Annotated in this window: 19 protein-coding genes; 6 read left to right on the top strand and 13 right to left on the bottom strand. The window is 71.3% G+C overall.

The window, feature by feature from the left end; translation table 11 throughout:
• Nucleotides 1-153: 153 nt before the first annotated feature.
• Nucleotides 154-2166, bottom strand: coding sequence for an MMPL family transporter (locus tag Ahu01nite_RS34770; protein WP_239159362.1), 2013 nt, complete (start codon nt 2164-2166; stop codon nt 154-156).
• A gap of 79 nt (nt 2167-2245) precedes the next feature.
• Here Ahu01nite_RS34770 and Ahu01nite_RS34765 point away from each other — a divergent pair, with 79 nt between their 5' ends.
• Nucleotides 2246-2728, top strand: coding sequence for a MarR family winged helix-turn-helix transcriptional regulator (locus tag Ahu01nite_RS34765; RefSeq protein WP_203840961.1), 483 nt, complete (start codon nt 2246-2248; stop codon nt 2726-2728).
• Between the two features lie 26 nt (nt 2729-2754).
• Here the strand turns inward: Ahu01nite_RS34765 and Ahu01nite_RS34760 are convergent, their stop codons facing one another.
• On the bottom strand, nt 2755-2985 hold the full coding sequence (locus Ahu01nite_RS34760; protein ID WP_203840960.1) for a hypothetical protein: 231 nt from the start codon (nt 2983-2985) through the stop codon (nt 2755-2757).
• A 60-nt stretch (nt 2986-3045) separates the two neighbouring features.
• Here Ahu01nite_RS34760 and Ahu01nite_RS34755 point away from each other — a divergent pair, with 60 nt between their 5' ends.
• Nucleotides 3046-3885: a hypothetical protein gene (locus Ahu01nite_RS34755; protein ID WP_203840959.1), complete on the top strand. Its 840-nt coding sequence runs from the start codon at nt 3046-3048 to the stop codon at nt 3883-3885.
• Nucleotides 3886-3902: 17 nt separating this feature from the next.
• Complete coding sequence (locus Ahu01nite_RS34750) at nt 3903-4721, top strand: SDR family oxidoreductase (RefSeq protein WP_203840958.1); 819 nt, start codon at nt 3903-3905, stop codon at nt 4719-4721.
• Between the two features lie 635 nt (nt 4722-5356).
• On the opposite strand, the gene Ahu01nite_RS34745 is transcribed toward Ahu01nite_RS34750, so the two are convergent.
• The 5 genes from Ahu01nite_RS34745 to Ahu01nite_RS34725 are packed head-to-tail and all read right to left on the bottom strand — an operon-like array spanning nt 5357 to nt 8801.
• Entirely contained in the window at nt 5357-5881 is a 525-nt protein-coding gene (locus Ahu01nite_RS34745; RefSeq protein ID WP_203840957.1) for an SET domain-containing protein, read from the bottom strand.
• Between the two features lie 56 nt (nt 5882-5937).
• Complete coding sequence (locus Ahu01nite_RS34740) at nt 5938-6294, bottom strand: MmcQ/YjbR family DNA-binding protein (protein ID WP_203840956.1); 357 nt, start codon at nt 6292-6294, stop codon at nt 5938-5940.
• A 9-nt stretch (nt 6295-6303) separates the two neighbouring features.
• Complete coding sequence (locus Ahu01nite_RS34735) at nt 6304-7269, bottom strand: Acg family FMN-binding oxidoreductase (RefSeq protein ID WP_239159361.1); 966 nt, start codon at nt 7267-7269, stop codon at nt 6304-6306.
• A 33-nt stretch (nt 7270-7302) separates the two neighbouring features.
• Nucleotides 7303-7554: a hypothetical protein gene (locus tag Ahu01nite_RS34730; RefSeq protein WP_203840955.1), complete on the bottom strand. Its 252-nt coding sequence runs from the start codon at nt 7552-7554 to the stop codon at nt 7303-7305.
• Nucleotides 7551-8801 (bottom strand): FAD-dependent monooxygenase, encoded by a 1251-nt coding sequence (locus Ahu01nite_RS34725; RefSeq protein ID WP_203840954.1) that lies wholly within the window; start codon nt 8799-8801, stop codon nt 7551-7553. Before Ahu01nite_RS34725 ends, Ahu01nite_RS34730 begins: the two co-directional genes overlap by 4 nt.
• Before the next feature lie 77 nt (nt 8802-8878).
• Here Ahu01nite_RS34725 and Ahu01nite_RS34720 point away from each other — a divergent pair, with 77 nt between their 5' ends.
• The 3 genes from Ahu01nite_RS34720 (at nt 8879) to Ahu01nite_RS34710 (ending at nt 11754) form a co-directional block, all read left to right on the top strand.
• The gene (locus Ahu01nite_RS34720) at nt 8879-9409 is read left to right on the top strand and encodes a MarR family winged helix-turn-helix transcriptional regulator (RefSeq protein WP_203840953.1); all 531 of its coding nucleotides are present in this window, start codon (nt 8879-8881) and stop codon (nt 9407-9409) included.
• A gap of 258 nt (nt 9410-9667) precedes the next feature.
• Complete coding sequence (locus Ahu01nite_RS34715) at nt 9668-10687, top strand: phosphotransferase (protein ID WP_203840952.1); 1020 nt, start codon at nt 9668-9670, stop codon at nt 10685-10687.
• A gap of 92 nt (nt 10688-10779) precedes the next feature.
• Nucleotides 10780-11754 carry a GNAT family N-acetyltransferase gene (locus tag Ahu01nite_RS34710; RefSeq protein ID WP_203840951.1) on the top strand — a complete coding sequence of 325 codons (975 nt, stop codon included), beginning with the start codon at nt 10780-10782 and terminating at the stop codon, nt 11752-11754.
• A gap of 26 nt (nt 11755-11780) precedes the next feature.
• Here the strand turns inward: Ahu01nite_RS34710 and Ahu01nite_RS34705 are convergent, their stop codons facing one another.
• From Ahu01nite_RS34705 to Ahu01nite_RS34680, 6 genes are all read right to left on the bottom strand, one after another.
• Nucleotides 11781-13595: a GAF domain-containing sensor histidine kinase gene (locus Ahu01nite_RS34705; protein WP_203840950.1), complete on the bottom strand. Its 1815-nt coding sequence runs from the start codon at nt 13593-13595 to the stop codon at nt 11781-11783.
• Between the two features lie 22 nt (nt 13596-13617).
• Nucleotides 13618-14427 carry a universal stress protein gene (locus Ahu01nite_RS34700; protein ID WP_203840949.1) on the bottom strand — a complete coding sequence of 270 codons (810 nt, stop codon included), beginning with the start codon at nt 14425-14427 and terminating at the stop codon, nt 13618-13620.
• A 54-nt stretch (nt 14428-14481) separates the two neighbouring features.
• Complete coding sequence (locus Ahu01nite_RS34695; RefSeq protein ID WP_203840948.1) at nt 14482-15333, bottom strand: ABC transporter permease; 852 nt, start codon at nt 15331-15333, stop codon at nt 14482-14484.
• Nucleotides 15320-16252, bottom strand: a complete 933-nt coding sequence (locus Ahu01nite_RS34690; RefSeq protein WP_203840947.1) for an ABC transporter ATP-binding protein — start codon at nt 16250-16252, stop codon at nt 15320-15322. Before Ahu01nite_RS34690 ends, Ahu01nite_RS34695 begins: the two co-directional genes overlap by 14 nt.
• 1 nt (nt 16253) lies before the next feature.
• Nucleotides 16254-17390 carry a LolA family protein gene (locus Ahu01nite_RS34685; RefSeq protein ID WP_203840946.1) on the bottom strand — a complete coding sequence of 379 codons (1137 nt, stop codon included), beginning with the start codon at nt 17388-17390 and terminating at the stop codon, nt 16254-16256.
• Between the two features lie 87 nt (nt 17391-17477).
• Entirely contained in the window at nt 17478-18185 is a 708-nt protein-coding gene (locus Ahu01nite_RS34680) for an SDR family oxidoreductase (RefSeq protein WP_203840945.1), read from the bottom strand.
• Between the last annotated feature and the right edge of the window lie 11 nt (nt 18186-18196).

Here is an 18196-nt window from a genome sequence, read left to right as displayed (position 1 = left end):
TCACGCCAGAACCTTTATGCATTCTTAGGCGTAAATTAAAGAAGAAATATGTGAGCCCGCCCGACCCGCGGGCATCATCCGTTCGGCTGATCCGAAGGGTTCAACGCCGGGCGAACTTTTTCTCGCGGGATGCGCACGCGAGGGTGATCAGCATCAGTCATCGGAGGGGGTTCCGGCAAGGGCCGCGGGGCGCGCGGGCCACCAGAACCGGTCACCCAGGAGGGTGGCCAGGGCCGGGACCAGCACCGTACGCACGAGCAGCGTATCGAGCAGCACACCCACCCCGACGATGACGCCGATCTGGGTGAGCGTGATGATCGGCAGCACCCCGAGCACCCCGAAGACCGCGGCCAGCAGGATGCCCGCACTCGTGATCACCGCACCGGTGGCGGCCAGGGCGTGCACCATTCCGTCGCGCGTACCCCGATGGGCGGCTTCTTCTCTGGCTCTTGTCACCAGGAAGATGTTGTAGTCGACGCCGAGCGCGACGAGGAACAGGAACGAGTACAGCGGGACCTGGTTGTCGAGTCCCGGATATCCGAGAACGGTGCGGAAAAGCAGCGATCCGGCGCCCAGCGCTGCCCCGAAACTCGCGATCACGGTGACGATGAGCAGCACCGCCGCGACCGCCGCGCGCAGCAGCACGCCGAGGACCAGCAGCACGATGAGCAGGATGACCGGGACGATGACCTTGAGGTCGTGGCGTGACGCGTCCCGTTTGTCGAGCGCGGTCGCCACGCTGCCACCGACGAGCGCACCGGCGGGGAGGTCCGCTCTGAGCGTACGGATGGATTCGTAGCTTTCGGGGGTGTCGGGTGCGGCCGTGAGGGTCGCGGCGATCCGGACCACCGTGGCGGTCTGCTCGGCGATCCTGGCCTGGGCGACGCCCGCGGTCGCGGTGACGGCGGCGAGGACCTCCTGGGCGTGCGCGGGGTCGGTGAGCACGACGGCCGGGTCCGCGGCGCCGGCGGGGAACGAGCGGCTCAGCGTGTCGAGACCCTCGACGGACTCGGCCTTGACCCGGAACTGCTCGGTCTGCGACAGGCCGAGCTGGGTGCCGGGGATGCCCGCGGAGAGCGCGCCGAGGATCACGATGGACACGACGGTGACCAGCCCGGGGCGCCGTGCCACAGCGTTACCGACCCTCGACCACAGACCGTGTCTGAGCTCGTCGCCGACGCGGGGGATGAACGGCCAGAACAGGCCGCGGCCGCAGACCACCAGCGCGGGCGGGAGCACGACCAGGGCGAAGAGCGCGGCCACGCCGATGCCGAGCGCCGCGGTGACGCCGAGTGCGACCGTGTCACCGAGGCTGGCCAGCAGCAGGGTCAGCAGGCTGAGCACGACGGTCGCTGCGCTGGCGATCACGGCCGGCCCGGCGCCGCGCAGGGCCCGGCGCATCGCCTCGCGGCGGTCCTCGTGCAGGTGCAACTCCTCGCGGTAACGGGAGATGAGCAACAGCGCGTAGTCGGTTCCCGCGCCGAACACCAGGACGGTGACGATGCCGACGGTCGAGTCACCCACGGTCAGGTCCGTGTGCCGCGAGAGCACGGCGATCAGGCCACTGGCCACCCGGTCGGCGACGCCGACCACGATCAGGGGCACAAGCCAGAGAAGCGGGCTCCGGTACGTGACGAGCAGCAGCACCGCCACCACGACAACCGTGACGAGGAGCAGGTTCGTGTTGGCGCCCGTGAAACTGTCGGCGATGTCGGCCGCGAAGCCCGCACCCCCGGTCACCTGCGCGGTCAGGCCGTCCGGCAGCCCCTGCGCGGCACTCGCCCGCAACTGCGCGACCCGGTCGATGAGCTCGTCGGCCGGCAGGTTCGCGGGCAGGTCCACGGCGACCAGGGCCGCGTCCTTGTTCTGCGAGTAGACCGGCTGTCCCTGGAGCGCCGTGGCGTCAGCGGCGATCTTCGCCTGGTCGGCGGCGGTCAGGGCGCCGCCGTCGCGGCTGTAGACGATCAGCGCGGGATTGCTCTGCCCCGAGGGCAGCTGCCGCTCGATCGCGGCGACCCGGGTCGACTCGGCGCCGCCGGGCAGGACCGCGGTGGGGTCGTTCGAGGTGCGGACCGAGCCGGAGAAGCCGAGCACCGCCCCCGCCGCGAGCAGGGCGACGGCCAGCACCAGCCAGGCCGTCAGCCGTCCGGTCAGGGTTCGCAACACGACAAATCCTCTCGATGGCAAAGTATCTCGACCATCGAGAGTCTTACTGAGCGGACCACAATCTGCAACACTGGGGTACGTGTACCGGGCGCGAGAGACGAAGCGGGACCTCCTCCGCGAGGAAATCGTCAACCTCCTGCGCTCCTACAGCGTCCGCGCCCAGCACGTCGGGCAGGCATTCGCGCAGCGCAACGGTTTGCACCACACGGATCTGCAGGCGCTGATCGCGGTCATGCACGGCGAGGGCCGCGGCGATCCGCTGACACCGGGGCGGCTGGGGGAGGAGCTGGGGCTCTCGTCCGGCGCGACCACCGCCGCGATCGACCGGCTCGAGCGGGCCGGGCATCTGCGCCGCAGCCGGGAGAGCAGTGACCGGCGGGTGGTGCATCTTCGCTACGGGGAGCCGGGGATGGCGCTCGCGCGGACGTTCTTCGGGCCGCTCGGGCAGCGTACCGATCAGGTCATGAAGGATTTCACCGACGACGAACTGGCGACCGTGCAGCGGTTTCTGGCCGGGATGGACGATGCGCTCCGGGCGCACCACGACGACGTGCGCGGCTAGCAGTCCTTCACTCAGCAGTCCCTCGCTCAGCAGTCCTTCGCCGTGGAGGTGAGCGGTTCCAGCCGGATCGTCAGGTTTGTCGATGGGTCAGGCTCGGTCTCTGTCATGGCGGCGGCGGTGCTCGGCGCGGTGGCCGTGGTGCTGCTCGACGGGACGGCGGCGAGGGAGCCCGGTGGGGTGGCCGCGATGCCGAAGCCCGCGACGATGGCGGTGAGGGAGGTGAGCCCGATGGCGAGGCGCTTCACGGTCGTCGGCATGGTTCCACTCTTTCCCCCGACGGTTGAAGCTGCAACGTTCTGGAGGCTGAGAGTTTCCTGATGATCCCGGCGCTGAGCGAACGTGCGGTTCTGAACCTGCGATCCGCGTACGAACGAGCGGTCGACGCCGGCGCGCCCGTCGTGCCGGCCGGTGATGTCCCCGCGGTGGCTGGTGGCCTCTACGATCCGGATCTGCGCGAGGTGCGGTGGCGGGTGCTCACCGCGCGCGGGCTCGACGCGGGACCGCAGTGGGGTGACTCGCTGTCCGTGGCGCTGGACCGGGCCGGGCGGGCGGCCGGCGGGGCGGTGCTCGGGACGCGGCTGCTGCGGTCGTGGTGGACGGGTTCGTCGCTGCCCTGGGGGTCGGGCTGGCGGTCGTCGGACACCCGGCCGGCCGCGCCGCTGATCGGAGCGCTGTCCTCGATCGGGGCGCTGGGCGGGCACGGTCCTCGGCGGACACTGGCACGGCGGATGCTGGACCGCGACGGCGGGATGATCGTGCCGCTGATCGAGTACGAGAGCAAACGCCAGGCCGTACGGCTCGGGCATTCCGTCGTGCAGAGCAGCGCGGTGCTCCTCGCCGTCCTGAGCTTCGACGCGCAGATCACGAGCCGCGGCCGCGCGCTGCATCCACAATATGTGGCGAGCAACCAGGGCGGCCGGATGCTCCGCGACAGCGGCGTCACCCTGGAACCCGCGTTCGAGGCCGCGGTGGACATCCTGGACGAGGGCGGCGACGCCTTCACGTTCCTCCCCGCCGCGTTCTCCGAGGCTGCCCGGGACCTGCTGGACATCGCGCTCACGCTCGGCGCCCCGAACCCCGGGACGAGTCATGTCGTCGAGGCGACCCGGGAGACGGCGTGCCCGGCCGCTGACGTTCTGGTGTCACGGTTGTCGTGAGTGCGTACCGTCATCGGATGGATCTTCTGGTGGTGGGCGGCAGCGGATTTCTCGGCAGGGAGGTCGCCCGGCAGGCGCAGCTCGCGGGGGACCGGGTCACGGCGTCGTTCCACAGCGGGCCGCGGGAGATCCCCGGCGTCGAATGGCACGGGCTCGACATCAGACACCGGGCCGCGACGGTGGCACTGGTCGAGCGGGTACGGCCGCAGGTGGTCATCAACGCCGCTTATCTGCAGACGGACTGGGCGACCACCGCGGACGGCGGCATGCACGTCGCCGACGCCGCGGTGCGTGCCGGCGCGCGACTTGTGCACGTCTCCAGCGACGCGGTCTTCTCCGGACGGGCACCCCGCTATGACGAGACGTGTACGCCGGACCCGGTCACACCGTACGGAGCCGCCAAGGCCGCAGCCGAAACCGCCGTGCGCGGCCTGGCCCCGGCAGCCGTCATCGCCCGCACCTCATTGATCATCGGCGGCGGGGAGTCGCCTCAGGAGATCGCCGTGCACGGGCTTGCCTCGGGGGCGCGTGAGGGCGTGCTGTTCACCGATGACGTGCGGTGCCCGGTGCATGTCGGGGATCTGGCGGGGGCGTTGCTGGAGCTGGCACGGTCGGCGTACTCCGGGATGCACCACCTCGCCGGTGCCGACGCGATCAGCCGCCACGAGCTCGGAGTGCTGATCGCCCGTCGCGACGGCCTCGACGAAACGGCCCTGCCCACCGGCCTGCGCGCGGCTTCGGGCCTCCCGGGCGCCCTGGACGTACGCCTCGACTGTGCCCTGTCCCAATCCCGGCTGGCCACCCGCCTGCGCGGCGCCCGATCATTCCTGAGTTAGAGCTCTGCACTCCTGCTCGGAACGCACGATCGGCCGCCGGTTCTGAGCCGGCGCCTGACTGGCCGAGCAGGTCCACGAAATGGGCCCTGGATGCCCGCGACCGGGTGATCGGCCCGGACCTGGCAGCCACGGTTGTCACCGTCAGTCCCCTAAGCCAGACGTATGTGTCAGGTGCTCGGACATGATTGCCGTGTGCTTGACAGCGGGCGCTCGCATTTACTGCGCTACTAAGGGTTTCGATGCAATGAAAGTGCACATCTGAGCTCGTGTCGGGCGGTCTTCGGCTGGCTTCCGCGAAGGCACTACACGGTGTCACCGCGCGCCGCGGTTTGGCATGGGGAATTCCGCTGTCCTTCGGGTTCTCCGCTTCGAAAAGGCATATCGGGATTCAGCGCACGACCCACCACGGTGACACTCTGTGTTGTCCACCGCGTGACACAATCATCGACTATTGGGCACGACGCAGATGTCGCAGAAAAGTGTGCGGGAGGCCTGCATGCCGCAATTTCCGGAGGTGCTGGCTGTCAAGCGCTCGGCAATCATGTCTCGGCATACAACATATACGTTCTGGCCGAGGTGACGGAACGTGACGACACCGACGGGGCCGACGACAAGAGGCCCTGCCGCCGTCGCTGTCAGCGCCTCTTCTTCTTGCCGGGGTCGAGGTCGATGCGGTGCAGCAGGGCGGGGACCCAGTGGTTGCCGTAGCGTTCGCGCAGGTCGGGGCGGTGCCAGTCGTCGCCGGTGATCAGGTCGCGGCAGGTCATCGCCGGGCAGCGGCAGACCATGGTGAAGTCGTGGTCGGCGGTGCTGGTGGCGTAGTCGTTGGTGAGTTCCTCGCCGGCGTGGACGGCTCGGCGGGTGACGAGGGTGTAGGGCTCGTCCCACCACAGGTTGGGGTCGCAGCTGTGGTTGCCCTTGCCGTTGGGCTGCGCGGGTGGGAGGACCAGGTGGGAGTCGTCGAAGACCGTGATGGTGTCCACGTAGGTTGTCGACTCCGTCAGTAACTGCTGCAGCTCCTGGCCCGTGACGAGGCGGCCGCCGAGCCGGGAGAGCGCGGTGCCGGCCGGGATGTCGTCGGCGGCGAAGAGCCCCTCACCCGCGATCGCCGACGCCCGGACCCGCACCGCGGGATGCAACCAGCACTCGGCTTCCGGCATCGGCCACATGCCACCACGCTGGCCCTGCCCGCCCCCGACCGCAACCCCTGCGCGACTCAAAGGTCCCCACTACCGCGCATCTGCCAGGCGTCGGTGATCAACTCCGTGAGGCGTTCCACGTCCACCTTCGCCAGCCGCAGCATCACCAGCGGCAGGCCGCCGTAGCCGGGCGTGGTGAAGAACAGGTCGGGCTCGCCGAGCAGCAATGCCTGTTTCTCCGCCTCGTCGCCGACATAGAGCACCGCGACGTCCGTGCGGATCACGCGGGGCTTGCCCGGCAACCGTTCCGGATAGGACCAGACGAATCCCTTGTTGCCCACCCGGAAGTCGAAGCCGTCGCTCTCCATCTCGGCCACGCCGGGCAGCCCGAGCGCGACCCGGCGCACGTCGCCGGCGTCACAACCATTGCGCATTCGCACAGGTTATCCGGGGGTTCGCAGCACTTCCTCCAGTGGGCGCCGGGGCGTGGGGCGGCCCGGCCGGCCGTACCCGATGCGCAGGGCGATCTGCGGGACACCGTCGCGGCGCAGTGAGCGCCGGAGCTGGTCGCGGGCGGCCGGGACCTCGATCGGCTGGGAGATCATCGAGGTGGCCAGGCCCGCGGCGGCCGCGGTGAGCAGGACGCGTTGCAGGGCCTGCCCGGCGGCGACCTGGTCCACGGGGCGATCGCCGGTCGTGCCGAGGATCGCCACGAGCGGCTCCGGTTCGAAGTCGCGGCCGGGGGCGCGGCGGTGGTCTCCGTACGGTCGCTGGGGAAGGAGATCCTGGGGCTCGGGCAGTGGGGCGCCCGCGCTCACCGGGACCCCGTCGAAGGCCGCGGTGACGTACGTCCATCCGGCGAGTTCCGCCTGATAGCGGGGGTTGCGCCGGAGCACCCTGTCCGCACTGCGCGCGATTTCACCGAACGCGGTCAGCGCGGTTGTCCCCACGAGCAGTTCCAGCCACGCCGTCTCGGTCCGGGCGGCCTCGATGAGGCGTACCCGAAGCTCGGACGGCACCGGATCCGGCCAGAAAGGCCGCCGGTTGCTCATCCGCCGGGCCATCACCGAGGCAAGATCGACCTCACCGTAGGTGGGCGGCCGCGGCGTCGCGGGGGTCAGTCTCGCGATCATCTCACCGTACGCCCGGAGCGCGATCGCCGCGGGCCGGCCCGCCGCCGTGAGCGCCAGCCCCGCGTTGAACGTCGCCGCCCCGCAGGCCAGCCGCACCGCCCACCCGGCACTGTCCGCGATCGCGAGCTGCCGCGACCGGTCCGCGAGCACCTCGATCCCGCCGTCCCGCAGCCGGAACGCCCACGGCTGCGAATTGTGCAACGAGGGCGCCCGGATCGCTGCGGACGCCGCCAGGCGCAGGTCGCCACCGGCATACCCGGCCATGGTTTCGCTCATTCCTCTACGGTCGCGCCGCCACCCGCGCCGGGGTCAGGGCCGAAGGTCCCGAACCCTGCGGACGTCCGCGCCCATGCCGTCCGAGATCCCGGTGTCGTCGAGGTGGTTGAACACCAGCACGACGGGCAGGCCCTGGAACCAGCGGCCGTTCACCGGATCGTGCCCGGTCCACCCCGCTGTCAGCTGCCGCCCGATCAGCGCGACCAGGGCGGCGTGCTGGTCGCGCAACTGGTCGCGCGCCGCGACGTACCGGCCCTGCCAGTCCGGGCCCGCCACGTTCATCATTTTCCTCCCGAGGGCGCTTGCAGCCGAGGGTATTCCGGCAGGGCGAGGCTGGTGGAAGCGGAGGACAACAGGGCGCGTTCCGCGACGGTACGCAGTGCCCGGGTCGCGGTCAGGCGGTGGACGCCGTGCAGCACGCGCAGACCCCAGCGGGAGTCCGGCAGCGCGATCCCCGGAACCCCCGGAGGCAGCTGCTGCGTCTTCTCGACGTGCGGCCGGAGCACTTTCTCGTACGCCCGGAAGGCGCGCGCCGGATCGAACGAAGTGCCGCGGTCCCGTTCCGTGGCGAGCTCTCCCGCCAGGACGTGTGCTCCCAGCAGGGCGAGCGTGGTGCCCATTCCCGTCGGGGCGCCCCACGCGGTGTCTCCGACGATGGCGACCCGGCCGTGTGACCAGCGCGGGACGCGTACCTGCTCGATGCGCTCGAAGTAGAACTCGTCCGGCCGGGCGGCGAACCCGTCGAGGATGCGCGGGGTTTCCCAGCCCACGCCGGCGAACCGCTCGCGCAGCACCCTGATCTGTGCCCCCGCATCGAGCCGGTCCACTCCCATCGGCGGGGCCATGAAGGCGAGAGTCGCCCGCGTGGAGCCGACGTTGTCCGGGCGCAATGACGCGACGCGCCTGCCCGTCGCGGTCAGCCATCGCCACCACCGGTCGTCGTTCCCGGCGCGGTCGATGGTGCCGTAGGCGACGTACTGCCCCAGGTCGTGGTAGCCGGCTCCCGTGCCGGACGGGAAGACGAGGTCTCGGGTCCTGGACCGGCGGCCCTCGGCGACCACCAGCAGGTCGTACCGCTCCCGGCGCCCGGCGGCGGTGACCACGTCGACGCCATGCCGGTCCTGGGCGACCCCGACCAGGTGATCGCCGTAGCGGTGCTCGACCCCGCCCGCCGTGGCCCGCAGCAGCAACGCCGAGAGCTGTCCCCGCAGGATCTCCAGCTCGGCGGTGGGCCCGTCCTCGCCGGGACGGGCGGGAAAGGCGGCGTAGACACTGCCGTCCGGGCGCAGGAACCGTGTCCCCAGCTCGCCGGTGCCCGCCGCGGCCACCTCGGCACGCAGCCCCATCCGCCGCAGAACCTCATGGCCCGCACCGCGGATGTCGACGTTCTGGCCCGCGTTGCGCTGCTGCGGGGCGCGTTCGAGCAGGGTCGTGGCGAAGCCGGCCCGGCACAACCCCCAGGCCAGGGCGGGTCCGGCGATACTGGCGCCGGTCACCAGGACCCGTGGTGGGTTCTCGTCGGTCGTATTCATGGGACCTCCCGGCAAAAGACTCTCTAAGAGAGTAACTTGCTGAATAAGCTACTGCATGAGCGAGTAGAGTGCACCCCATGGCGGTCCAGGGCGAACACACCGACTCCCTCTTCGAGCCGGGCCGGCGGTCCAGGCTGCTGCAACTGCTGCGCACCTACACCGACACCCACGTCGAGCTGACCCGGCACCTGGCCCGCACCCTGGGCATCCACGCGAACGACGCCGTCGCGATCGCGGAGATCCTGTGGGCCGAAGCCACCGGCGACCCCCTGTCACCGGTACGGCTGTCCGAACGCATCGGCCTCGCCTCCGGCGGCACGGCAACGCTGCTGAACAGACTGGAGACGGCCGGTTTTGTCGTCCGCAGCCGCGAGGACACCGACCGCCGCATCGTCCGATTGCGCCTCACGCCGCAGGCCCGCTCCCGGACCGAGGACTTCTTCCTGCCGACCGGCGAACACCTCAACAACACACTGGACGGCTACGACGACGCGACCCTGGAGCACATGGAGCACCTGCTCACCGAGATCGTCGCGGTGACCGCAGCCCGCAACGAGCAACTCCGCGCGGACCTCAAGCCCGCGTCGTCAGGCCGTCAGGGAACGTAGTCGGCGAGTGGCTGCCCGGACTCGAAGATGTCCTGGATCAGGCGCTGAGATCGGCGGATCCTGTCCGGGAGCCGGCCGTCCGTTTCCAGATGGGACAGATCGGAGGCGCGGATTCGAGCAGTCAGCCGCCTCGACGCGTTCACCCGTGGTGGTCATTGCAGCCTCCCCGCGCGTGCGAATCTAACATTTTCGATGGCGGGATAAATCGTCCGCGCGACGGAATGGTTCTTGTCGAGGGGGGCTTACTAGGCTCGGATCATGACGTTTCCGACCGATCTGGTGCGCGGCGAGTGGGTTGCTGAGGGGCTTGAGCACGGTACGGCGAACGAGGTCACCGGTGGGGTGTGGCGGGTGCGGCGGGACGAGGGGCCCGTGGTGCTGAAGGTGGCTACGCCGCGGCGGGAGGGGGCGTTGCCGCATCTGGCGGCCAGCGCGGATCCGGGGCATTTCAATTACTGGCGGCGGGAGCCTTCCGCGTACGAGGCGGGGTTGCCGGGGACGGTGTTCGCCGAGGGAGGCCTGTCGGCTCCTGAGTGCCTGTCCGTGCAGGAGCGTGCGGACGGGTCGGTGGCGATGTGGCTCGAGGACGTGCCAGGTGCGGCCGGTACGACGTGGGGGCCGGCGGAGCTGGGGGATGTCGCGTACCGGCTGGGTGTCGCCCAGGCTGCGTGGGTGCAGCGGGGGCCGATGGAGGTCGAGTGGCTCGCCCGGGACTTCCTGACCGAGGGCGGCCTCGGGTTGCCCGTTCCGGATGACCTCGACTGGGAGCATCCGGCGGCGGTCGCGTCGTGGCCGCCGGAGCTGCGGGCCGGGCTGCGGCGGTTGTGGGAGCGCCGTTTCGAGGTGCTGGCGGCGGCGCGGGCGTTGCCGAGGACCCTGTGTCACCACGACGTGTGGGCGATGAACCTGATCGGTGCGGAGCGCGGGCCGGTGCTGCTGGACTGGGCGCACGTGGGTCCGGGCCCCATCGGTGAGGACGCGGCGAACCTCGCCCTGGACTCCTTCTCCGACGGTTTCCTCGACCTGCAACTCTTGGACGAGGCCCTGGAAACCGTGACCGATTCCTATGTACGCGGTACGCGCGGCACCCTGCACCCGGACGACGTCCGCCGGGCGATCCGCGTCGCGGGCGCGGCGAAGTTCTTCTGGATGGCGCCCCGGATGCTGGCCACCGCGGGCACCGCCCAGACCGGCTACGACAGACGTGACCTCACGGAACGCTTCGCCGGCCGCGCCCCGATCCTGCGGGTGATCGCTGAATTCGCGGACAGCGTCTGAGCGCGCCGGGCCATGACCCGGGCCGGCGGTGAGCCCCTGATCCCCTGAAAATGAGGCGACAGCCGCAGCGCAGGGGGATTAGCCTCCGCCGGATGCATGAAGCCTCGAGCCCCCTCACCTGGCGGCCGCTCACCAGCCAGGACGCCCGGGCGGGAGCAGACCTGCTCAACGCCATGGAGACCGTCGACAAGGTCGGCGAGTACTACGACGAGCAGGACGCCCTCCAGGAACTGACCGACCCCTATGCGGAGCTGGAACGCGGGAGTCTCGCCGCCTTCGACGGACCCGTCATGGCAGGCTTCATGAAAGTCCGGTACCAGCCGGACGCGGACCAGGTCCATCGGATCGTCATGGACGGCGGGGTGGCCCCCGGCCACCGGCGCAGGGGCCTCGGCGCCAGGCTGGTGAAAGCCGGGGTGGCGGCGGCGAAGCGGCTGCACGCGCTGCACCACCCGACGCTGAGGCTGGTGGTCGACGTCCATCGGCTCGAGGGCATCGCCGGCCTGGCGGAACTACTGGGCTCGCAAGGCTTCCTGCCGGCCCGCTACTACCAGAACATGGTGCACCCGCTCGGTGACGCGATCCGTGACACCGAGATCCCTGCCGGACTGCGGGCCGAGCCATGGTCGCAGGACAACGACGAGGAGTTCCGGCTGGTCCGCAACGAGGCGTTCAAGGATGACTACCTGTGGGCGCCGCTGCCCGCGGATTCCTGGCGCAGCGAGGTCATCAACCAGGCATTCCGGCCCGAGGTCAGCTTCCTGGTCCGGGACGTGGCGGACGGGACACCGGCGGGCATGCTGGTGACGATGTCCTGGGACGCCAACACGGCGGCCACCGGCATCCGCGACGCGCGTTTCATGCTCATCGCGACACAACCGGGCTACCGGAAGCGGGGTGTCGCCGGTGCACTGATCGGGCGTGGGCTCCGGGCCGCAGCCGGCCACGGTTACGACCGGGTCGTCGTGCAGGTGGACTCGGCGAACCCGTTCAGCTCGTTCAGGCTCTACGAAGCGGCCGGATTCACTCCTACGCAGCGATTCGTGCGCTGGACGCTCGAGGTCTGAGCCGAACGCCAGGCGGTCGCGGCGGGTCACCCGAGGGGGACGCGCCAGGTGAGGATCGTGCCGCCGGCGGGGGCGGGGGTGATGTCGAAACTGCCACCGAGGTCGCGGGCGCGTTCGGTCATGTTGATCAGGCCGCCCCGGGCTGCGGCGGGGTCGGTGCCGATGCCGTTGTCCTCCACGCGGATGAGGACTTCGCCGTCGGCGGCGCGCGCTGAGACGCGTACCGATGAGGCTTGGGCGTGTCTTGCGGTGTTGGAGAGGGCTTCGCGGAGGACGGCCAGGAGCTCCGGGACCACGTCGTCGGGGACCGCGCTGTCGATCGGGCCGGTGACGTCGAGGGTGGGGCGGAAGCCGAGCGTTTCGGCGGCGGCCTGGACGGTGTCGCGCAGTTCGGTACGCAGGGTCGTGCCCGCGGGTGCCCGCAGCTCGAAGATGGAGCGGCGGATGTCGCGGATGGTGGCGTCCAGGTCGTCGACGGCCGCGTTGATCCGCTTGGCCGCCTCGGGGCGCAGTGCGTGCGGTGCCACGCCCTGGAGCTGCATCCCGGTGGCGAAGAGCCGCTGGATCACGACGTCGTGCAGGTCACGGGCGATGCGTTCACGATCCTCGAGGACGACGAGCAGCTCGCGTTCCTCCTGCGCGCGGGCCCGTTCGAGCGCGAGAGCCGCCTGCCCGGCGAAGCTCGACAGCAGCGCCGGATCGTCACTGCCATCGCCGGCCAGGCCCGCGACGATCAGCACACCCTGTGGCAGATCCGCCCGCGTGGCCGCCGACGGCGAGCTGCCCGGGAACCCAGCCGCCGAGCTGGTGGGCGAGGTGGTGGGCGGGCCGGCGGCGAGGGGGGCGGCCATGGCGGGGCCGTCGGGGACCGGGGCGGGCCAGTCGGCGACGTCGCGCAGGTTGACGGTGCCGGTGTGGAGGGCGTCGACGTCGACGGAGAGGATGCGGCCGACCAGGCCTTCGGCGCCGTCGGCGACCTCGATGCGGTAGCGGGCGTCCTCGAATCCGGGGTCGGCGAGCAGGACGAGGACCAGCTCCGCGCCGGCGATCTCGCGGGCCCGGCGGGCGATCAGCTGCAACGCCTCCTGGCGGCGGACCGTGCCCAGCAGCACCGAGGTGATCTCGGCGGCGGCGGAGAGCCAGCGTTCGCGGCGCTGGGCGAGGGCGAACAGGCGGGCGTTGTCGATCGCCACGCCCGCTGCCGCGGCAAGGGCCACCACGATCTCCTCGTCGTCGTCGGTGAACTCGGCGGCGCCCTGCTTCTCCGCGAGGTAGAGGTTGCCGAAGATCTGGTCGCGGGTGCGCACGGGGACGCCGAGGAAACTGTGCATCGGGGGATGCTCGGGCGGGAAGCCGTAGGAGCGGGGGTGCTCGGTGATGTCCGGGAGGCGTACGGGCTGGGGGTCGGTGATCAGCAGGCCCAGCAGGCCGCGGCCGTGCGGCAGGTCGCCGATCTTCGCGTGGTTCTCGGGGGACAGGCCGTAGGTGATGAAGTCGGACAGCTGCGTCTTGTCCGGGGCGAGCACCCCCAGCGCGCCGTAACGTGCCCCGGCGAGCGCGCACGCCGCCTCGACGATGCGTTGCAACGTGCTGCGCAGGTCGAGGTCGGTCCCGATGCCGACCACCGCGTCCAGCAGGGCGCGCAACCGTTCCCGGCTGGCGACGACCTCACCGACCCGGTCGAGCATCTCCTGCAGGAGCTCGTCCAGCCGCACCCGAGAGAGCGGCGTCAACCCCAATGAAGGCGAGCCCAATGAAGGCGAGCCCAGTGAAGGCGAGCCCAGCGAAGGAGAGCCGGTCGATGCCGGCCCGGGCTCGTCGCGTGGCAGGGGCTCGTTCATGGGCCCGATAGTAGTGGCCGCCTCAGGATCGGAGCGTGGCTGCGACCCGCCGGCCGCGGACGATGAGGACCGGGCAGCCGGCGTGGTGCAGGAGTTGCATGCCGGTGGAGCCGAGCAGGGCGTTGGTGACCGTGCCGTGGCCGCGGCTGCCGACGATCATGAGGCGGGCGCTGTGGGAGACGGCGACGAGGACGGCCGCCGCGCCGTCCGGGGAGACCACCGCCTCGGCGTCGACGTCGGGGAACCGGTCCCGCCAGGGCGCGAGCTGGGCCTCCAGTCGCTCGGTCTCCTCGCGCTCCCGCTCCGGGACGCCGGCGGGCGGGGACGCCCCCACGGCCGCGAAGGAAACCCCGCGGACAGCGGCGAGCGGAGCCCCGCGCCCCGCGGCGGCGGAGAACGCGGTTTCCAGGACCGCCTCGGCGGAGTCGGAGTCATCCACGCCGGCGACGATCGGCCCGGGCATGCCGGAGCGGCCCCGCACGACGACGACGGGTGTCCTCGCGTACGTGGCGACGCGCTGGCTGACCGATCCGAGCAGCAGACTCGCGAACCCGCCCCGGCCCCGGTTGCCGAGCACGATCAGCGCGGCGTCCTCGATGGCGAGCAGCGCCGGCACGGGGTCACCGGCGACCGCGACGGCCTCGATCCGGATCGCGAACGGCGCGGCCGCGCGGGCCTGGACGACGGCGGCGTCCAGCACCGGGGCGGCGAGGTGGTGCTCGTCGTACGCGTACAGGATGCGCAGTGTGGTGTCCCGGCGTGCGGCCTCCCGCGCGGCCCATCGCACGGCGGCCTCACCCGATGCTGTTCCGTCCGTACCTGCAACGATCATGCTTCTGATTCAACGCCGGGCAGCGTCACCGGGGCAGTGCCGAAGGTCCCGGTTTCAGCTGGTGATGTCCCGGCCGGCGAAGCGTGCCCAGGCGGCGCAGAGGAACACCGCGATGTACGCGCCGGCGGTCAGCAGCCCGGGCTGCAGCGCGCTCAGCGAGACCGGGTCGCGCAGCAGCTCGCCGAAGTCCTGCCAGTGCTGGGTGAGCAGGTACGGGTGGAGCCAGTCCAGCTGGGGGATCTGCCCGAGCACGAAGCTCGCCACGGTCAGCATGGTCAGCGCGATCGTGGCCCCCATCGGCTGCTCCGTCAGCGTCGACAGGAACAGCCCGACCGCTCCGAGCGCCGTGAGGCAGACGCCGAGGTAGAGGCAGACGCCGAGCAGGCGGAGCAGCCCCGCGCCGAAGCTGATCGAGGTGCCGGAGAGCGTGGTGACGTCGCCGCCGCCGAAGAGCAGCAGCCCGGCGAGGATCCCCGATGTCGCGACGACGAGCGGGGCCAGGAAGGCGCCCATCACGATCCCCGCGTACTTCACGGCCAGCAGTCTGATCCGCCCGACCGGAACGGTCAGCAGGTAGCGCAGGGTGCCCTGGTTGGCCTCGCCCGCGACGGCGTCACCGGCGAGCATCGCGATCGCGATCGGCAGGAAGAGCGTCAGCTCCACCCCGATGCCCGCGAGCGCGACGAAGAAGCCGTTGCTGAGGATCTGGGAGAAGAAGTCCGGGCCGCCACCCTGGCCGCGGCCGGTGCGGTCCGGCGCGGCCACCTTCATGGCAATGGCAATGACGACGGGTACGGCTGCCAGCGCGGCAAGCCCGGCCTGGTTACGCCGCCGGACCGCGATCAGCCGCACCTCGGACGCGAGGAACCGGGACGAGACGCGGCGCCGGATCTTAACTTGAGACATCGAATCCCCGCCCGGTGAGCTGCACGAACACGTCTTCCAGGCTGGGCGCCTGCACGGTGAACCCACGGACCGGCACCCCGTCGTGCACCAGCGCCGCGACAACCTTCTCCGGTGCCGCCGCGCCCAGCCGCCCCGATGCCTCGGCCGCTGTCTCGGTGACCTCGGTGAGCCCCATCGCGCGCAGCACCGTCGCCGCGGCCCCGGGCTGATCGGTGAGCACCCGGGCCATCGGTGCGGCGTCGGCGCGCAGCTTGCCGAGCGGCTCCTGCGCGACGAGTTTGCCGCGGTGCATGACGCCGACGTGGGTGCAGACCTGCTCCACCTCGGCGAGCAGGTGCGTGCTGAGCAGCACGGTCGACCCCTCGGCGGCGAGCGCGGCGACCAGGGTGCGTACCTCGCGGGTGCCCTGCGGGTCGAGGCCGTTCGTCGGCTCGTCGAGAATGAGCAGCTCACGGGGCACGAGCAGGGCCGCGGCGATCGCCAGCCGCTGCTTCATGCCCAGCGAGTAGGTGCGGTACCGCTTGGCGGCCGCCGCGGAGAGCCCGACCCGGTCCAGCGCGGCGGCGATGCGGGCCTCGGCGGTGCGACCCTCGGCCGTACGGTCGGCGGCGTCGACCCGGCGCAGATTGTCCCGCCCCGACAGGTACGGGTGGAAGCCCGGCCCCTCGACCAGCGCACCGACCCGGGGCAGCACATCGGCCGCCCGATCCGGCATCGCCCGGCCGAGCAGCTCGTGCCCGCCCGCGGTCGGCGTGATGAGCCCCAGCAGCATCCGGATGGTGGTGGTCTTCCCGGAGCCGTTGGGCCCGAGGAAGCCGAACACGGCCCCTCGCGGGACAGCCAGGTCGACGGCGTCCACCGCGACCTGGCTGCCGAACCGCTTGGTCAGCCCGTGTGAGGCGACCGCGAGGTCTGTCATGTCACTTACCCGCGGCCTCGTACAGCTTCTCCGGGGCGACCGCGCCGACGAGGACCCGGCCGTCGTCGGTGAGCAGCGCGCTGAACAGGGCGCTCTGCAGCAGCCGGCCGCTGCCCCACGTGCCGCTGACCTTCGGCAGGCTGTTCGTGATGGCGTCGAGCTGAGCGGTATCGGCGCCCTTGCCCGCCGTGCTGCCGCCGTCTTCCTTCGGCAGCGTCGCGACCAGCACCGACGTCCAGCCCTCGCCGACGACCTTCGTGCCCTCGCCCTTGGCCTTCGCGTCGGCGGCGGCCTTGTCGCCGAGCGATCCGTGCTGCTTCTCCAGCTCGGCGGTGCTCGGCTCGGTCACCTTCGTGCCCGCGGGCGGGGTGAAGACGAACTGCTCCGGGTCCGGCGTCTCGAAGCTGACCTGCTGGAACGCGATCCGCAGCGCCGGGGTGTCGACACCCTTGGCGTAGACGTCGACGCCGAGCGGGATGTGCTTCTCGCCGTCGATCGCGAGGCGGACCTGGCCGACCAGCGACGCGGCGTCCTTCGGCGTGAGCACCAGCTCGTACGCGTCGCGCCCGGCGACCTTGGCCGCGCCCGTCGTGGTGACGGCCGTGCTCGGGCCGACCGCGGCGAGGGCGGCGTCAGCCGCTTCCTGCGGGGTCTGCGGCACGCCCGCCGGCAGCGCCTTGTCCTTCTTCGTCAGGGCGTCCGCCGGGATCTTCGCGTGCACGGCGGAGTTGTCGCTGCTGCGCCACGTCCAGACGTCGGTGCCGTTGCGGATCACGTCGGTCTCGCCGAGCGTGCCCAACAGGGCGAGGCGGACCTTGTCCTCCCCGGCGTACCAGACCCGTGCGGTGTTGCTGCCCGACACGAGCTTCATGAGGTCCGCGCCGCTGCCCGACCCGCCGGTGACCCCGGGCAGTGCAGGCAGCCCCAGATCGGCGGTCTGCACGACGGTGCCGGACAGCCCGTCGACCTTCGCGCTCTGCACGTCGACCAGCAGCTGGGCGGCGCTGCGCTCCGGCAGCGTGGGGTCCGCGCTGGCCGCGATGGTGCCCGCGGCGGCGCCGCCCCCGATGACGACGACCGCGGCCGCCGTCGGAACCAGCCAGCGCAGTGCCGGCCTCGACCTGAACACACCACTCATGATGTCCACCCTCCGTTGTCCTGCTCATAGAGTGCGCCGGGGAGCCTGTGACGCCGCTGAGAAGACCACCTAAGGGTAATGCCCTGATCAGCCCTGGGCGGTCGGGCGCACGACGATCTCGTTGACGTCGACGTCCGCGGGCTGGTCGATCGCGAACTCGACGGCCCGCGCGATGGCGTCCGGGGAGATCGCCATCGCCTCGTAGCTCGCGCGGACCTCCGGGGCGGCGATGGACGAGCTCACGAAGTCGGTGGCGGTGACACCGGGGGAGACGGTCGTGACGCGCAGCCCGGCGCCCGCCTCCTGACGCAGGCCCTCGCTCATCGTGCGCACAGCGTTCTTCGTGCCCGCGTAGACGGCCATCCCCGGCACGACCTTGAGCCCGGCCGTCGACAGCGTGGTCACGAAGTGCCCGGTGCCCTGCGCGCGGAAGACGGGCAGGGCCGCTGCCACCCCGTACAGAAAACCCTTGATGTTGACGTCGATCATGTCCTCCCAGCCCTCGACGCCCAGGTCGTCCAGAGGCGCGACGATCCCGATACCGGCGTTGCCGACCAGCACGTCGAGGCGGCCGAACCGCTCCTGCGCGAGGGCGACGAGGGCGGCCATGTCGCCGCGTCGCCGCACGTCGGTGCGCAGGAAGACGGCCCGGTCACCGATGCGGGCCGCGAGATCTGCCAGGCGGTCCTCCCGGCGGGCGCCCAGAACGAGCTGGTGCCCGGCTCGGGCCAGCCGCAGCGCGGTCGCCTCGCCGATCCCGCTGCTTGCCCCGGTGACGGCAATGACCTTGGTCATGGTGATTCCTC

Source organism: Winogradskya humida (genome assembly GCF_016862215.1).
GTDB lineage: Bacteria > Actinomycetota > Actinomycetes > Mycobacteriales > Micromonosporaceae > Actinoplanes > Actinoplanes humidus.
This window is presented reverse-complemented; position numbering and strand designations above follow the sequence as displayed.

Bases quoted from the DNA above. Each gene is read 5' to 3' on its own strand.
- Ahu01nite_RS34710 (WP_203840951.1), top strand. From the start codon at position 10,780: ATGCATGAAGCCTCGAGCCCCCTCACCTGGCGGCCGCTCACCAGCCAG.
- Ahu01nite_RS34755 (WP_203840959.1), top strand. From the start codon at position 3,046: ATGATCCCGGCGCTGAGCGAACGTGCGGTTCTGAACCTGCGATCCGCG.
- Ahu01nite_RS34700 (WP_203840949.1), bottom strand. From the start codon at position 14,427: ATGATCGTTGCAGGTACGGACGGAACAGCATCGGGTGAGGCCGCCGTG.
- Ahu01nite_RS34715 (WP_203840952.1), top strand. From the start codon at position 9,668: ATGACGTTTCCGACCGATCTGGTGCGCGGCGAGTGGGTTGCTGAGGGG.
- Ahu01nite_RS34750 (WP_203840958.1), top strand. From the start codon at position 3,903: ATGGATCTTCTGGTGGTGGGCGGCAGCGGATTTCTCGGCAGGGAGGTC.
- Ahu01nite_RS34680 (WP_203840945.1), bottom strand. From the start codon at position 18,185: ATGACCAAGGTCATTGCCGTCACCGGGGCAAGCAGCGGGATCGGCGAG.
- Ahu01nite_RS34720 (WP_203840953.1), top strand. From the start codon at position 8,879: ATGGCGGTCCAGGGCGAACACACCGACTCCCTCTTCGAGCCGGGCCGG.
- Ahu01nite_RS34730 (WP_203840955.1), bottom strand. From the start codon at position 7,554: ATGATGAACGTGGCGGGCCCGGACTGGCAGGGCCGGTACGTCGCGGCG.
- Ahu01nite_RS34705 (WP_203840950.1), bottom strand. From the start codon at position 13,595: ATGAACGAGCCCCTGCCACGCGACGAGCCCGGGCCGGCATCGACCGGC.
- Ahu01nite_RS34695 (WP_203840948.1), bottom strand. From the start codon at position 15,333: ATGTCTCAAGTTAAGATCCGGCGCCGCGTCTCGTCCCGGTTCCTCGCG.
- Ahu01nite_RS34725 (WP_203840954.1), bottom strand. From the start codon at position 8,801: ATGAATACGACCGACGAGAACCCACCACGGGTCCTGGTGACCGGCGCC.
- Ahu01nite_RS34690 (WP_203840947.1), bottom strand. From the start codon at position 16,252: ATGACAGACCTCGCGGTCGCCTCACACGGGCTGACCAAGCGGTTCGGC.
- Ahu01nite_RS34745 (WP_203840957.1), bottom strand. From the start codon at position 5,881: ATGCCGGAAGCCGAGTGCTGGTTGCATCCCGCGGTGCGGGTCCGGGCG.
- Ahu01nite_RS34735 (WP_239159361.1), bottom strand. From the start codon at position 7,269: ATGAGCGAAACCATGGCCGGGTATGCCGGTGGCGACCTGCGCCTGGCG.
- Ahu01nite_RS34760 (WP_203840960.1), bottom strand. From the start codon at position 2,985: ATGCCGACGACCGTGAAGCGCCTCGCCATCGGGCTCACCTCCCTCACC.
- Ahu01nite_RS34740 (WP_203840956.1), bottom strand. From the start codon at position 6,294: ATGCGCAATGGTTGTGACGCCGGCGACGTGCGCCGGGTCGCGCTCGGG.
- Ahu01nite_RS34685 (WP_203840946.1), bottom strand. From the start codon at position 17,390: ATGAGTGGTGTGTTCAGGTCGAGGCCGGCACTGCGCTGGCTGGTTCCG.